This window comes from Streptomyces sp. NPDC057616 (genome assembly GCF_042800575.1).
GTDB lineage: Bacteria > Actinomycetota > Actinomycetes > Streptomycetales > Streptomycetaceae > Streptomyces.
In genome coordinates this window covers 1-13,718 of record NZ_JBHVGU010000003.1, presented here as the reverse complement: position 1 = coordinate 13,718, position 13,718 = coordinate 1, and the positions used below count along the sequence as shown (strand labels likewise).

Annotated in this window: 12 protein-coding genes; 6 read left to right on the top strand and 6 right to left on the bottom strand. The window is 69.9% G+C overall.

Annotated elements, in window-relative coordinates; all coding sequences use genetic code 11:
• Positions 1-30 precede the first annotated feature (30 nt).
• From ACFU97_RS03580 to ACFU97_RS03570, 3 genes are read right to left on the bottom strand one after another with little or no spacing between them, the layout of a single operon-like run.
• Positions 31-792, bottom strand: a complete 762-nt coding sequence (locus ACFU97_RS03580) for an amino acid ABC transporter ATP-binding protein (RefSeq protein WP_384250336.1) — start codon at positions 790-792, stop codon at positions 31-33.
• Between the two features lie 3 nt (positions 793-795).
• Positions 796-1,725 carry an amino acid ABC transporter permease gene (locus ACFU97_RS03575; RefSeq protein ID WP_384250333.1) on the bottom strand — a complete coding sequence of 310 codons (930 nt, stop codon included), beginning with the start codon at positions 1,723-1,725 and terminating at the stop codon, positions 796-798.
• Positions 1,726-1,754: 29 nt separating this feature from the next.
• Positions 1,755-2,720, bottom strand: coding sequence for an ABC transporter substrate-binding protein (locus ACFU97_RS03570; RefSeq protein ID WP_384250331.1), 966 nt, complete (start codon positions 2,718-2,720; stop codon positions 1,755-1,757).
• A 571-nt stretch (positions 2,721-3,291) separates the two neighbouring features.
• Here ACFU97_RS03570 and ACFU97_RS03565 point away from each other — a divergent pair.
• The 4 genes from ACFU97_RS03565 to ACFU97_RS03550 all read left to right on the top strand — a co-directional run bounded on the left by ACFU97_RS03565 (position 3,292) and on the right by ACFU97_RS03550 (position 6,543).
• On the top strand, positions 3,292-4,512 hold the full coding sequence (locus ACFU97_RS03565; protein ID WP_384250328.1) for an NADP-dependent malic enzyme: 1,221 nt from the start codon (positions 3,292-3,294) through the stop codon (positions 4,510-4,512).
• A 164-nt stretch (positions 4,513-4,676) separates the two neighbouring features.
• Entirely contained in the window at positions 4,677-5,642 is a 966-nt protein-coding gene (locus ACFU97_RS03560; protein ID WP_384250326.1) for a zinc-binding dehydrogenase, read from the top strand.
• Between the two features lie 125 nt (positions 5,643-5,767).
• Positions 5,768-5,977, top strand: a complete 210-nt coding sequence (locus ACFU97_RS03555; RefSeq protein WP_016437953.1) for a helix-turn-helix domain-containing protein — start codon at positions 5,768-5,770, stop codon at positions 5,975-5,977.
• Complete coding sequence (locus tag ACFU97_RS03550) at positions 5,977-6,543, top strand: Clp protease N-terminal domain-containing protein (RefSeq protein WP_384250324.1); 567 nt, start codon at positions 5,977-5,979, stop codon at positions 6,541-6,543. The genes ACFU97_RS03555 and ACFU97_RS03550 overlap by 1 nt, the downstream gene beginning before the upstream one ends.
• A 46-nt stretch (positions 6,544-6,589) precedes the next feature.
• Here the strand turns inward: ACFU97_RS03550 and ACFU97_RS03545 are convergent, their stop codons facing one another.
• Together ACFU97_RS03545 and ACFU97_RS03540 are read right to left on the bottom strand one after the other, a co-directional pair.
• Entirely contained in the window at positions 6,590-7,633 is a 1,044-nt protein-coding gene (locus ACFU97_RS03545; RefSeq protein WP_384250321.1) for a helix-turn-helix transcriptional regulator, read from the bottom strand.
• A 1-nt stretch (position 7,634) separates the two neighbouring features.
• Positions 7,635-8,780 (bottom strand): DUF4097 domain-containing protein, encoded by a 1,146-nt coding sequence (locus ACFU97_RS03540; protein ID WP_384250319.1) that lies wholly within the window; start codon positions 8,778-8,780, stop codon positions 7,635-7,637.
• Between the two features lie 146 nt (positions 8,781-8,926).
• Between ACFU97_RS03540 and ACFU97_RS03535 the strand changes: the two genes are divergently transcribed.
• Both ACFU97_RS03535 and ACFU97_RS03530 read left to right on the top strand, forming a co-directional pair.
• Positions 8,927-9,778 carry a hypothetical protein gene (locus ACFU97_RS03535; protein ID WP_384250317.1) on the top strand — a complete coding sequence of 284 codons (852 nt, stop codon included), beginning with the start codon at positions 8,927-8,929 and terminating at the stop codon, positions 9,776-9,778.
• 116 nt (positions 9,779-9,894) lie between these two features.
• Positions 9,895-10,074, top strand: a complete 180-nt coding sequence (locus ACFU97_RS03530; protein ID WP_003992906.1) for a DUF6104 family protein — start codon at positions 9,895-9,897, stop codon at positions 10,072-10,074.
• A 77-nt stretch (positions 10,075-10,151) separates the two neighbouring features.
• Here ACFU97_RS03530 and ACFU97_RS03525 read toward each other — a convergent pair.
• Positions 10,152-13,718: multifunctional oxoglutarate decarboxylase/oxoglutarate dehydrogenase thiamine pyrophosphate-binding subunit/dihydrolipoyllysine-residue succinyltransferase subunit (locus ACFU97_RS03525; RefSeq protein ID WP_384250315.1), on the bottom strand; the 3,567-nt coding region annotated here is incomplete at its 5' end.

Genomic DNA, 13,718 nt, shown 5'->3' with positions numbered 1-13,718 from the left:
ACTCCTTACCGCCCCTCGCGTGCGGACCGCTCACAGCACCTTGGACAGGAACGACTTCGTGCGCTCGTGCTGCGGGTTGGTCAGGACCTCGCGGGGGTGGCCGGACTCGACCACCACACCGTCGTCCATGAAGACCAGCGAGTCGCCGACCTCACGGGCGAAGCCCATCTCGTGCGTGACGACGATCATCGTCATGCCGGACTCCGCGAGGTCCCGCATGACATCGAGGACCTCGCCGACCAGCTCCGGGTCGAGGGCCGAGGTCGGCTCGTCGAAGAGCATCAGCTTCGGCTCCATCGCCAGCGCGCGGGCGATGGCGACGCGCTGCTGCTGACCGCCGGAGAGCTGGGACGGGTAGTGATCCGTCTTGTCGCCGAGGCCGACCCGGTCCAGCAGCCGCTTCGCCCGCTCCCGGGCGACCGACTTGGACTCGCGCTTGACCTGGATCGGCGCCTCCATGACGTTCTCCACCGCCGTCATGTGCGGGAAGAGGTTGAAGCGCTGGAACACCATGCCGATGTCCCGCCGCTGCGCCGCGACCTCCTTCTCCTTCAGCTCGTAGAGCTTGTCGCCGCTCTGCCGGTAGCCGACCAGGCTGCCGTCGACGTAGAGCCGGCCGGCGCTGATCTTCTCCAGGTGGTTGATGCACCGCAGGAAGGTGGACTTGCCGGAGCCCGAAGGGCCGATCAGGCAGAACACCTCCTGCGGGTTCACCTCGAGGTCGATGCCCTTGAGGACGTGTGAGACGCCGAAGGACTTGTGGACGCCCTCGGCCTTCACCATTGCGTTCATGGGTCATCGCCGCCAGTTGGAGAGGGAGAACACGTTCATCTTGGCCAGGTTGGTCCTGATCTTCTGCAGCGGCGTCGCCGGCAGGCTGCGCGTCGAACCGCGGGCGTAACGGCGCTCTACGTAGTACTGCACGATGCTGAAGATCGTGGTCAGGAACAGGTACCAGATGCAGGCCACGAAGTACATCTCGACGACCGCCAGCGAGGTGCTGGAGATGTCGGTGGCCTTCTTGATCAGCTCGGGGAGCTGCACCGCGTAGGCCAGCGACGAGGTCTTCAGCATGTTGATGAACTCGTTGCCGGTCGGCGGGACGATGACCCGCATCGCCTGCGGGAGGATCACCCGCCGCAGCGTCTGGCCCTGGGTCATGCCCAGCGCGTGCGACGCCTCGGTCTGGCCCTCGTCGACCGACTGGATGCCGGCCCGGACGATCTCCGACATGTACGCGGCCTCGTTCAGGCCGAGCCCCAGCAGCGCCGTCAGGACCGGCGTCATGACCTGGTTCATCTCGTCCTTGTAGAACCCGAGGTTCAGGACCGGGAAGACGAGGGAGATGTTGTACCAGAGCAGGAGCTGGACCAGGACCGGTGTGCCGCGGAAGAACCAGATGTAGAACCACGACACGGTGCTGGTCACCGGGTTCGACGACAGCCGCATCACGGCGAGGACGATCCCGAGCGCGACGCCGAGCACCATGGCGAGCACCGAGATGTACAGCGTCGTCCAGGCGCCCTTCACGATGCCCGGGTCGAAGAGATAGTCGGGGATGACGCTGTAGTTGATCTTCGCGTTGGAGAAGGCCACCCCGATCAGCACCAGTACGGCGACGACCAGGACGCCGGCCACCCAGCGGCCGTAGTGGCGTACGGGGATGGCCTTGATCTGCTCCGGCGGAACCGACGGCGCCGGAGCCTTGTCGACAGTGTCAGTCACGGTGACTGCCTTTCAGCGTTGCGGGAGGCTCAGGATCCGCCGTTGATCTTCGCCTCGGTCACCGCGCCGTCCGTGACGTTCCACTTCTGCATGATCTTGGTGTAGTCGCCGTTCTTGATGATCGCGCTCACCGCGGCCTGCAGGGCGTCGCGCAGCTGGGTGTTGTCCTTGCTGACGGCGATGCCGTACGGACCCGCCTCGATCTGGTCGCCGACGACCTCGAAGTCCTTGCCGCCGCCGGAGGTCTTCGCGTTGTAGGCCGCGACCGGGAAGTCGTTCAGGTCGGCGACGGACGCGCCCTGCTTCAGACGGAGCAGCGCCTCGGGGTCGGTGTCGAAGGTCTGCAGGTTGATGGCCTTCTTGCCGTCCTTGGTGCACTTCGTGCTCTGCGCCTTGGCGATGCCCTCGGACGTGGTGCCCTTCTGCAGGGCCACGACCTTGCCGCACAGGTCGTCGAGCGACTTGATGCCCTTCGGGTTGCCCTTCTGGACCAGGATCGAGGTACCGGCGGTGAAGTAGTCGACGAAGTCGACGCCCTTGCCGACCTTCTTGCCCGTGTCGGAGTCGATGCCGTTCTGGCGGGCCTTGGTGTCGTTCATCGCCGACATGATCACGCCGTAGCGCTTGGCCTGAAGGCCCACGATGAGGTTGTCGAACTTGCCGTTCTGGAACTCGAACTTCACGCCGAGCTGCTTGCCGAGCGCGTCCGCGATGTCGGGGTCGATACCGACGGCCTTGCCGTTCTGCATGTACTCGACCGGCGGGTACGCGATGTCCGAGCCCACCTTGATGACGCCGGCCTTCTTGACGTCGGCGGGGAGCTTGGAAGCGAGAGGGGCCGAGGACGACGACGACGTGCCCGAGCTGTTGCTGCTGCCCTTGTCCGTCTGGTCACCGCAGCCGGTGAGGATCAGGGTGCCTGCGACCGCGATCGCACCGACCGCTGCCAGACGGGTACGTGCGGCGGTCGTACGACGGGTGGAGCTTGCGGTCATTTTGGGTTCCTCCGGCGGATGGGTGGAGTTGCCGATGGGTCGACGAGAACACACACCTTCGGGTGTCGCGACCTCGTGTGTTTACGGCATCTTGCCATTCGGACTCATCCGTTCAGGGGGCCAGCCATGTCAAAATCGGATAACGGGTGACCCCCGAACCGCCTCAGGTCGGTACAACCTGACCGGACCATCTGCGGGAATCCGGCGTTCCGGCCGGAAGATCTTCGCCATGTCTCAGGATGCGGGACCACACCCCGAGGCGTTGATCACTGTTCGACCGCTGGTCAAGGGTTCTTCGTGGACGTGTGCACATAATTCGTGACGATTGTTGTCACCGAGACGTGACCTTTCGGTTCCTGGATGTGACCTTCCACTTAATGGACTCGTCCTCGGTACGGTCCGTCCGGTAAGAAGGTTCTTTACACCCCTCATCCGGGGCTCGGGGCGCGTGTGCGGCGCGCCCGTCGCGTATGACCCGTACGTATCAACAGATTCGGGCCTACGCGGTCCCGCCCACCCCTCACCAGGAGTGGCCACCCTCAACCAATGAAGATTTAAGGGGTAAAACAAAGTGGCAGCGGAGATCGTCAATCCTCGCAGCGACAACAGTGCGGATCAGGACGGGGCGGAGCCCCTCGATTCCTTCGATCCCGCGTTCGCGCTGCACCGCGGCGGCAAGATGGCCGTGCAGGCCACCGTGCCGGTCCGTGACAAGGACGACCTGTCCCTCGCGTACACACCCGGCGTCGCGCGGGTGTGCACCGCCATCGCCGAGCAGCCTGCGCTCGTCCACGACTACACGTGGAAGTCGTCCGTCGTGGCCGTCGTCACGGACGGTACGGCGGTGCTCGGACTCGGGGACATCGGCCCCGAGGCCTCCCTTCCGGTGATGGAAGGCAAGGCGATTCTGTTCAAGCAGTTCGGCGGCGTCGACGCGGTGCCGATCGCGCTCGACTGCACGGACGTCGACGAGATCGTCGAGACGGTCGTGCGCCTCGCCCCGTCCTTCGGTGGCGTCAACCTGGAGGACATCTCGGCACCGCGGTGCTTCGAGATCGAGCGCAAGCTGCAGGAGCGGCTCGACATCCCGGTCTTCCACGACGACCAGCACGGCACGGCGGTCGTCACGCTCGCCGCCCTGCGCAACGCCGCGCGGCTGAGCGGCCGGGCCGTCGGGGACCTGCGGGCCGTCATCTCGGGCGCCGGCGCGGCCGGTGTCGCGATCGCCAAGATGCTGATCGAGGCCGGCATCGGCGACGTGGCCGTCGCCGACCGCAAGGGCGTCGTCTCGGCGGACCGCGAGGACCTGACGCCGGTCAAGCGCGAGGTCGCCTCGTTCACGAACAAGGCCGGCATCACCGGCTCGCTGGAGGCGGCGCTGGAGGGCGCCGACGTCTTCATCGGCGTCTCCGGCGGCACGGTCGCCGAGGAGGCCGTCGCCTCGATGGCCGACGGCGCGTTCGTCTTCGCCATGGCCAACCCGAACCCCGAGGTGCACCCCGACGTCGCGCACAAGTACGCGGCGGTCGTGGCCACCGGCCGTTCGGACTTCCCGAACCAGATCAACAACGTGCTCGCGTTCCCGGGCATCTTCGCCGGCGCGCTCCAGGTGCGGGCCTCCCGGATCACCGAGGGCATGAAGATCGCGGCCGCCGAGGCGCTCGCCGGGGTCGTCGGGGACGACCTCGCCGCGGACTACGTCATCCCGTCGCCCTTCGACGAGCGGGTCGCTCCGGCCGTCACGGCGGCCGTCGCCGCCGCGGCCAGGGCGGAAGGCGTGGCGCGGCGCTGACGTGCCGCCCGCCCGATGGCCCCGTCCCCGAGGACGGGGCCATTTTCTTTGCCCGCCCGTCCGCCCGTTCAGGTGATCGAGCGGGCACGGCGCCTTGGCAAGAGGGCATGTGTCACAGCGCGCTTCCGTTCCGCCGGATGCAAACGCCACCTATCGTCGACCCCATGTTCGCCGTCTACGCCGCCCGAATCGACCGCGACCAGCCGCTGAGCGGCCTCGAGTTGGGGGAGCGTCCCGCTCCCGAGGCCCGTCCCGGCTGGAGCACCGTCAACGTCAAGGCCGCCTCCCTCAACCACCACGACCTGTGGTCGCTCCGGGGCGTCGGCCTCCCGGACGACCGGCTGCCGATGATCCTCGGCTGCGACGCCGCCGGCGTCGACGAGGACGGCAACGAGGTCGTCCTGCACTCCGTGATCGGGCAGAGCGGTCACGGCGTGGGCCCCAAGGAGCCGCGCTCCATCCTCACCGAGCGCTACCAGGGCACCTTCGCCGAGCAGGTCGCGGTGCCGACCTGGAACGTGCTGCCCAAGCCCAAGGAGCTCTCCTTCGAGGAGGCCGCCTGCCTGCCCACGGCGTGGCTGACGGCCTACCGCATGCTCTTCACCAACGCGGGCGTACGGCCGGGCGACTCGGTCCTCGTCCAGGGCGCGGGCGGCGGTGTCGCCACGGCCGCGATCGTGCTCGGCAAGGCGGCGGGGCTGCGGGTCTTCGCCACCAGCCGCGACGAGGCCAAGCGGAAGCGGGCCCTCGAACTGGGCGCCGTCGAGGCGGTGGCGTCCGGTGCCCGGCTGCCGCAGCGTGTCGACGCCGTCATCGAGACCGTCGGCGCGGCCACCTGGTCCCACTCGGTGAAGTCGCTGAAGCCCGGCGGCACGATCGTCATCTCCGGTGCGACGAGCGGTGACCGGCCCTCGCACGCCGAACTCACGCGGGTCTTCTTCCTGGAGCTCAAGATCGTCGGCTCCACGATGGGCACCAAGGACGAGCTGGAGGACCTGCTCTCCTTCTGCGCCGCCACGGGCGTCCGTCCCGTCATCGACGAGGTGCTGCCGATGGACCGGGCGCGCGAGGGCTTCGAACGCATGGAGTCGGGCGGGCAGTTCGGAAAGATCGTGCTCACCAACGGCTGACGTTCTTCCTTTCCACCTCCACGGGCGGCGGGTTCGGGTTTCCGGACCCGCCGTTCGCGTGTCCGCGCACGGCACCATTGTCAACCACGGTTGACAGACGGGAAGTGTCAATGTAAGTTGACATCATGACCGAAGCAACAGACCTCGCCGAGCGCGCCGGCGACCGTGATCCACGGGTCGGACTGCGCGCCGTCGCCGCACTGCGCCGGCTGCTGGAGCAGCTGGAGGCGGTGCAGGTGCGCAGCGCGCGCAACCAGGGCTGGTCGTGGCAGGAGATCGCCGCGGAACTCGGGGTCAGCAGGCAGGCCGTGCACAAGAAGTACGGGAGGCATTGATGTTCGAGCGGTTCACGAAGGACGCCCGCGAGGTGGTGCAGGGCGCGGTCGGGCAGGCCGAGCGGGCCGGGGCGCCCTGCGTCGAGGCCGAGCACATGTTGCTCGCGCTGCTCGAACGCGAGGGCAGCCGCGCGTCGTTCGCCCTGGCCTCGCTCGGCCTGTCCGGCGAGCGCAAGGAGGCCGTACGGCAGGCCGTCGCCGAGGCGCGGCGCCGGGCCGGGCTCTCCCAGGCCGACACCGACGCCCTGGCCGGACTGGGGATCGACGTGTCGGAGATCGTCGCTCGGGTCGAGGAGGTGCACGGCGTGGGCGCGATGTCCGGCGATCGCAAGGACAAGGGCTGGTGGTCGGGCCGCCGCACCTTCGGCAACGGCGCCAAGCAGGTCCTGGAGCGGTCCCTGCGCACCGCCGTCGCCCACGGCGACCGCCACATCGGCGACGAGCACATCCTCCTCGCCCTGACCGACCGCCCCGGCGTCCCCGGCGAGGTCCTCGCCGGCCACGGGGTGACCCACGGGCAACTCGTCCGCGTCCTGTACGGCGACGGGCAGGCGAAGGCGGGCTGAGCGCCGGGCCGGCTCCGCCAGGTGCGCAGCCGGCCCGACGCGGTGCTCAGACCTGCGGCCGGCGCAGTATCACGCCGATGTGTGCCGCCGCCGTCGACAGATGGCGGCGGGCGTCGCGCAACTGCTCGTCGCTGACGCCGTGGTCGCGGGCCGCGTCACGGATGTCGTCCCGGAACCGGTCGAGCAGACGGTCCAGGTCGCGGGCCGCGTCCCCGCTGGACTCCTCGTGCGCCCAGGCCGGTTCGTACTCCGCGGGGAAGTCCTCCGGGGGGTACGAGTACTCCGGCCGCGACGCCGAGGTGCCGTTGTCGCCCCGGCCGAACCCGAAGTCCTTGCCGAAGTCCTTGCCGAACTCCCCGAACTCCTTGACCAGTTCGGTCAGGCCCTCCCGCACGCCCGTCGGCCAGTCGCCGCGTGTGAAGTGGTCCTGCACCTGCCGCTGCACCCGCCGGCCGATGCGCTGCAGCTCCTCCTGCGCCTGGGCCCGGGCCCGCTCCTGCGCCTCCTTGGCCTGGCGCCGCGCCCGCTGGGCCTCCTCGCGGGCGCGGCGGCTCTCGTCCTTGGCGCGCCGGGCCTGTTCCTTCCACTCCTGCTTCACGCGCCGCATCTCCTCCTTCGCGGCGCGCCAGGAGTCCTTGTCGGCGTAGTCCGCGAAGTCGCCCAGAGGGCCGTCCTTCTGGCCGCGCCCCTTGGCGCCCCCGTGCCGTGCCTCGCTGGCCGCGGCCCGCATCTCGCGCCGCAGATCGCCCGCGGCGCCCCGCACATCGGCCTGGATCTCGGCGGCGAGCTCGGCGACCGACTCGCGGATCTCCAGCTCCAGGTCGGCCAGTTCGCCGCTGCGGTCGGCCAGTTCGGCGCGGCCGGCGTCCGTGATGGCGTACACCTTGCGGCCGCCCTCGGTGGTGTGGGTGACCAGGCCCTCGGCCTCCAGCTTGGCCAGCCGGGGGTAGACGGTGCCCGCCGACGGTGCGTACAGCCCCTGGAAGCGCTCCTCGAGGAGGCGGATCACCTCGTAGCCGTGGCGCGGGGCCTCGTCCAGCAGTTTCAGCAGGTAGAGGCGGAGGCGGCCGTGGGCGAAGACGGGGGGCATGTCAGAGCACCTTCTTGTCGGTCGTGCCGTCGGCCGGGGCGTCGGTCGCGCCGTCGCCCCCGCCGGAACCGGAATTGTCCCCCGAGCCGCGGTGCGGTTCGTCCGTCGGGGTGCTCGCCGCAGAGGCCTCGGCGGCCACGTCCTGCTCGGCCGGCCGTATGTCCTCGCCACGGACGTCCTCCGGACCGGTGTCCTCGGGACGTGTGTCCTCGCCACGGACGTCCTCGGGACGGGTGTCCTCGGGGCCCGCGTCCTTGGGCCGGGCGTCTTCGGTTGCGGTGTCGTTGGGTGCGGTGTCCTCCGGGCCGAGGTTCTCGGGGTCCACGTCCCAGACGTCGTCCTCGGCCGGGGGCCGGCGCAGCAGGGCGATCGAGCCGGAGACCGTCGTCGCCTTCAGCGTGCCGTGGCCCGAGCCGAGCCGGCCGGTGATCCGCTTGGCGCCCCACTGGCCGCTGACCCGCAGATCCTCGAAGGCGTTGGAGACCGTGCCGCTCGCGGTGTTCGCCTCCACCTGGGCGTCCACCGGGTGGGGCAGCCGGATGGCGATCTCGCCCGAGACGCTGGTCAGGTTGATGTCGGTCGGGCGGCCGGCCGGGTCGATGTCGACGATCATCGAGCCGCTCACGGAGTCCGCCTTGACGGACGAGCCGGCCTCGACGACGGTCAGGTCGCCCGAGACGGAGTTGAACCGCAGGTCCCCGCTGAGGGCCTGCGCCTCCACGCTCCCCGAGACGGTGTCGGCGCGGACCGGGCCGGTCAGGCTCACCAGCGTGGTGTCGCCCGTGACGCCCTTGACCTCCGCGCGCCCCTCCAGCCCGGAGACCACGGCCGTGGCGCCGACGACGCCCACCTCGACGCGGGTGTCGGCCGGGACGGCGAGGGAGACGACGGCGCTGCGCCGCCAGCCCTTGCGGTCGAGCCACTTGAGGAAGCCCTTCCAGGGCAGGTCCTCGTAGGCCACGGTGAGGATGCTGCCCAGCTGGGTCACCTGGAGCGGTGGGCCCTCGATCCGGGTGACTTCGAGGCGGGCGGAACCTTCGTCGGTCCCCACCACGTTCACCGTTCCGTTGACGATGCGTACGTGGAGTTCGCGCACGGGCTCGTCGAACGTCAGCTTCCTGGGTTCCGTGACGGACCACTCGGACATGGTGCAGACCTCCCCGTCGCAACGCGCCATATCGCGTCTTCTGCAATTCACGATATATCGCGGACAGGGAAAGTCAAGACACCCGTTCTGGTGACCCGTGACTCCCCGAAAATGACCAAAGGTATGAATCGCCCTAGTTTGTGAGCATGTCGACGGAAGTTCCTCCCACCGGTCCGGACGGTCCAGCCGGTCCCGCCCCCGGCGCCCTACTGCTCTGCCGGGCCGTACCGGAATCCGTCGGCCTCGCCGCCCGTCTGCTGAGCGAACCGATGCTGCTCACCGCAGCCGGCGACACCTGGAGCGTCCTCGTCCCCGAGGGCCGGCCATGGCGGGACGCCGGTGAACCCGTCGACCGCGTCCTGACGGGCTGGGCCACCGCGCTCGCCGTGGGCGCCCCCTGGCCCGTACTGGCCCTGTGGTGGGACGCGGACCGCGCCGGCTACACCCTCGCCTCCGGCTTCCGCCGTCCCGTCGGCTACATCTGGCTCGCGAACGGCACCCCGGCCGGCGAGGACGAGGCGATGCGCACCTTCGCCGCCCGGCTGGGCCTGGACCCGGTGCTGGACGTGCAGGCCCTGGACGGACTGACCAAGGCCGACCCGGACGCCGACGCCTCCGCGCGCCTGCGTGCCCTGCTCGCGGTCCTCACGCGCGCGGGCGTCGCCCTGCCCGCCGGCCTCGCCCCCGGCGAGCCCGCCGACCGCCTCCGCGAGGCCGCCGCAGCCCTGGCGGACACCCGCGCCGTCGAGCGCCCCGGCTGGCGCGAGGCGGTCCGCACGGAGCTCGACGCCGTCGACAGCAGCCGACTCGCCCCCTGGATGCCCTGGTCCGGCACCCCGCGGTCCCGCGCCCTGACCCTCGCCCAGCTCGCGGCGGGCCTTCCCCTCACCGCGTGGGGCGTACGGCGGCGCAGCGGGGGCTGGATCGCGGCGGGGGTGCTGCTGCTGGGGCACGGGGTGGCGGGGCTGGCGTACGAACTGGTGCGGCCGCGCGACTGACGCCGGCCGGTGCGGACGACCGGCGCCGGGCGGTGCGGGCCGGGTCCGGCACCCGGCGTTCCTTGCTTAGGCTTGGGTCCGGACCCCGACGTACGGACGCACGCAGGAGAAACCCCATGTACTTCACCGACCGCGGTATCGAGGAGCTGGAGAAGCGGCGCGGCGAGGAAGAGGTCACGTTCGAGTGGCTGGCCGAGCAGCTGCGGACGTTCGTCGACCTGAACCCGGACTTCGAGGTGCCGGTCGAGCGGCTGGCGACCTGGCTGGCCCGGCTGGACGACGAGGACGACGAGTAGCCCGCACAACGCCGAGGGCCCGGCACCGAGTCGATGAACTCGGTGCCGGGCCCTCGTGGTTGCCGTAGGGCCGGGGCCTAGGCCTCGAACACCTCACGCACCAGCTGCTCCTGCTCGGCCTGGTGCCGCTTCGCGGAACCGACGGCCGGGGAAGAGCTGTGCGGGCGGGAGATACGGCGCAGGCGCTCGCCGTGCGGCACGTCCGCGCCGACCGCCAGGTCCAGGTGGTCGATCAGGTTGAGGGCGATGAACGGCCAGGCGCCCTGGTTCGCCGGCTCCTCCTGGGCCCACAGGTACTTCTCGACGTTCGGGTACTTGGCGATCTCCGCCTGGAGCTCCGCACCCGGCAGCGGGTACAGGCGCTCGACGCGGACGATCGCGATGTCCGTCGCGCCGCGCTTGGTGCGCTCGGCCTCGAGGTCGTAGTACAGCTTGCCCGCCACGAAGACGACCTTGCGGACCGCGGCCGGGTCGACCGACGAGTCGCCGATGACCGGGCGGAACTGACCCGAGGTGAACTCCTCCGTCTTCGACGCGGCGGCCTTCAGGCGCAGCATCGACTTCGGGGTGAAGACCACCAGCGGCTTGTGGTGCGGGTTGTGCACCTGCCACCGCAGGAGGTGGAAGTAGTTCGACGGCAGGGTCGGCATCGCGACCGTCATGTTGTTCTGCGCGCACAGCTGCAGGAAGCGCTCGACACGGGCCGAGGAGTGGTCCGGGCCCTGGCCCTCGTAGCCGTGCGGGAGCAGGAGCGTGACGCCGGAGGTCTGGCCCCACTTCTGCTCCGCCGCCGAGATGTACTCGTCGACGACCGACTGCGCGCCGTTGACGAAGTCGCCGAACTGCGCCTCCCACATCACGAGCGCGTCGGGGCGGGCCAGCGAGTAGCCGTACTCGAAGCCCATGACCGCGTACTCGGAGAGCAGGGAGTCGTAGACGTTGTAGCGGGACTGCTCCTCGGCGAGGTACTGGAGCGGGGTGAAGTCCTCGCCCGTCTCACGGTCGATGAGGACCGCGTGACGCTGGCCGAAGGTGCCGCGGCGGGAGTCCTGGCCGGACAGCCGGACCGGGGTGCCCTCCAGCAGCAGCGAGCCGATGGCGAGGGTCTCGCCCATGCCCCAGTCGATCGTGCCGTCCTCGACCATCGACGCCCGGCGCTGCAGCTGCGGCAGCAGACGCGGGTGGACGTGGAAGTGGTCGGGGATGTTGACCTGGGACTCGGCGATCCGCTTCACGACCTCCGCGGAGATCGCGGTGGTCACCGGGACCGGGAACTCGGCCTGCGGGTCCGAGACCGGGGCGGTGCCCGGCTGGGACGTGGCCTCGCGGACCTCGGTGAAGACCTTCTCCAGCTGGCCCTGGTAGTCCTGCAGGGCCTGCTCGGCCTCTTCCAGGGTGATGTCGCCGCGACCGATCAGGGACTCGGTGTAGAGCTTGCGCACCGAGCGCTTCTTGTCGATCAGGTCGTACATCAGCGGCTGGGTGAAGGCCGGGTTGTCCGACTCGTTGTGACCGCGGCGGCGGTAGCAGATGAGGTCGATCACCACGTCCTTGTTGAACGCCTGGCGGAACTCGAAGGCGAGCCGCGCGACGCGCACGACGGCCTCCGGGTCGTCGCCGTTCACGTGGAAGATCGGGGCCTCGATCATGCGGGCCACGTCGGTCGCGTACATCGACGAACGCGACGACTCCGGGGCGGCGGTGAAGCCGACCTGGTTGTTGATGACGATGTGGACCGTGCCGCCCGTGCGGTAGCCGCGCAGCTGCGACATGTTCAGGGTCTCGGCCACCACGCCCTGGCCCGCGAAGGCCGCGTCGCCGTGCAGGGCGACCGGCAGGACGGTGAAGTCCGTGCCGCCCTTGTTGATGATGTCCTGCTTGGCGCGGACGATGCCCTCGATGACCGGGTCGACCGTCTCCAGGTGGGACGGGTTGGCGGCCAGCGAGACCTTGATCTGCTCGCCGTCCAGGCCGGTGAAGGTGCCGTGGGCGCCCAGGTGGTACTTCACGTCGCCGGAGCCGTGCATCGACTTCGGGTCGAGGTTGCCCTCGAACTCACGGAAGATCTGCGCGTACGACTTGCCGACGATGTTCGCCAGCACGTTCAGCCGGCCGCGGTGGGCCATGCCGATGACGACCTCGTCCAGGCGCGACTCCGCGGCGCTGTCGAGGACCGCGTCCAGCAGCGGGATGACGGACTCGCCGCCCTCCAGGGAGAAGCGCTTCTGGCCGACGTACTTCGTCTGCAGGAAGGTCTCGAAGGCCTCCGCCGCGTTCAGCCGGCGCAGGATGCGCAGCTGCTCCTCGCGCTCCGGCTTGGAGTGCGGGCGCTCCACACGGTCCTGGATCCACTTGCGCTGCTTGGGGTCCTGGATGTGCATGAACTCGATGCCGATGGTGCGGCAGTACGAGTCGCGCAGCACGCCGAGGATGTCGCGCAGCTTCATCAGGGACTTGCCGGAGAAGCCGCCGACGGCGAACTCGCGCTCCAGGTCCCACAGCGTGAGGCCGTGCTCGGTGATGTCCAGGTCGGGGTGCTTGCGCTGGCGGTACTCCAGCGGGTCGGTGTCGGCCATGACGTGGCCGCGGACCCGGTAGGAGTGGATCAGCTCGAAGACCCGGGCGGCCTTGGTGACGTCGTCGTCGTGGCTGGCGTCGATGTCCTTGAGCCAGCGGACCGGCTCGTAGGGGATGCGCAGGGCCTCGAAGATCTCGTCGTAGAAGCCGCTCTCGCCCAGCAGCAGGTTGGCGACCTGGCGCAGGAACTCGCCGGAGGCGGCGCCCTGGATGACCCGGTGGTCGTAGGTCGACGTGAGCGTCATGACCTTGGAGACACCGAGCTTGTTGAGGGTGTCCTGGCTGGTGCCCTGGAACTCGGCCGGGTAGTCCATGGAGCCGACGCCCATGATCACCGACTGGCCGGGCATCAGGCGCGGGACCGAGTGGACGGTGCCGAGGCCGCCGGGGTTGGTCAGGGAGACCGTCACGCCGGAGAAGTCGTCCATCGTCAGCTTGCCCTCGCGGGCGCGGCGGACGATGTCCTCGTAGGCCTGCCAGAACTCGAAGAAGTTCAGCGTCTCGGCCTTCTTGATGGCCGCGACGACGAGCTGGCGGTCGCCGTTCGGCTTCACCAGGTCGATGGCGAGGCCGAGGTTGACGTGGTCCGGCTTGACCAGCGTCGGCTTGCCGTCCTTCTCCGCGAAGGAGTAGTTCATCGACGGCATGGCCTTGATGGCCTGCACCATCGCGTACCCGATCAGGTGCGTGAAGGAGATCTTCCCGCCCCGGGCGCGCTTGAGGTGGTTGTTGATGACGATGCGGTTGTCGAACAGCAGCTTCACCGGGACCGCGCGCACGGACGTGGCCGTGGGCAGCTCCAGCGAGGCGTTCATGTTCTTCGCCACGGCGGCGGAGGGACCGCGCAGGGTCACCAGCTCCGGACCGCCGGCGGGCGCCGTCGCGGGCTCGGCCTTGGCCGCGGGCTTCGCGGCGGCGGGCTTGGCCGGGGCGGGGGCCGGGGCCTTCGCCGGAGCGGCCGGCTGCGCGGGCGCCGGGGCGGCGGCCGCGGGCTTCGGGGCCGCTGGGGCTGGTGCGGGAGCCGGGGCCGCGGGGGCGGCCGGGGCCTGAGCGGCAGGCGCGGGCGC

Excerpts from the sequence above, each read along its gene's own strand:
- ACFU97_RS03580 (WP_384250336.1), bottom strand. The coding sequence starts at position 792 with ATGAACGCAATGGTGAAGGCCGAGGGCGTCCACAAGTCCTTCGGCGTC.
- ACFU97_RS03570 (WP_384250331.1), bottom strand. The coding sequence starts at position 2,720 with ATGACCGCAAGCTCCACCCGTCGTACGACCGCCGCACGTACCCGTCTG.
- ACFU97_RS03560 (WP_384250326.1), top strand. The coding sequence starts at position 4,677 with ATGTTCGCCGTCTACGCCGCCCGAATCGACCGCGACCAGCCGCTGAGC.
- ACFU97_RS03555 (WP_016437953.1), top strand. The coding sequence starts at position 5,768 with ATGACCGAAGCAACAGACCTCGCCGAGCGCGCCGGCGACCGTGATCCA.
- ACFU97_RS03550 (WP_384250324.1), top strand. The coding sequence starts at position 5,977 with ATGTTCGAGCGGTTCACGAAGGACGCCCGCGAGGTGGTGCAGGGCGCG.
- ACFU97_RS03545 (WP_384250321.1), bottom strand. The coding sequence starts at position 7,633 with ATGCCCCCCGTCTTCGCCCACGGCCGCCTCCGCCTCTACCTGCTGAAA.
- ACFU97_RS03540 (WP_384250319.1), bottom strand. The coding sequence starts at position 8,780 with ATGTCCGAGTGGTCCGTCACGGAACCCAGGAAGCTGACGTTCGACGAG.
- ACFU97_RS03535 (WP_384250317.1), top strand. The coding sequence starts at position 8,927 with ATGTCGACGGAAGTTCCTCCCACCGGTCCGGACGGTCCAGCCGGTCCC.
- ACFU97_RS03530 (WP_003992906.1), top strand. The coding sequence starts at position 9,895 with ATGTACTTCACCGACCGCGGTATCGAGGAGCTGGAGAAGCGGCGCGGC.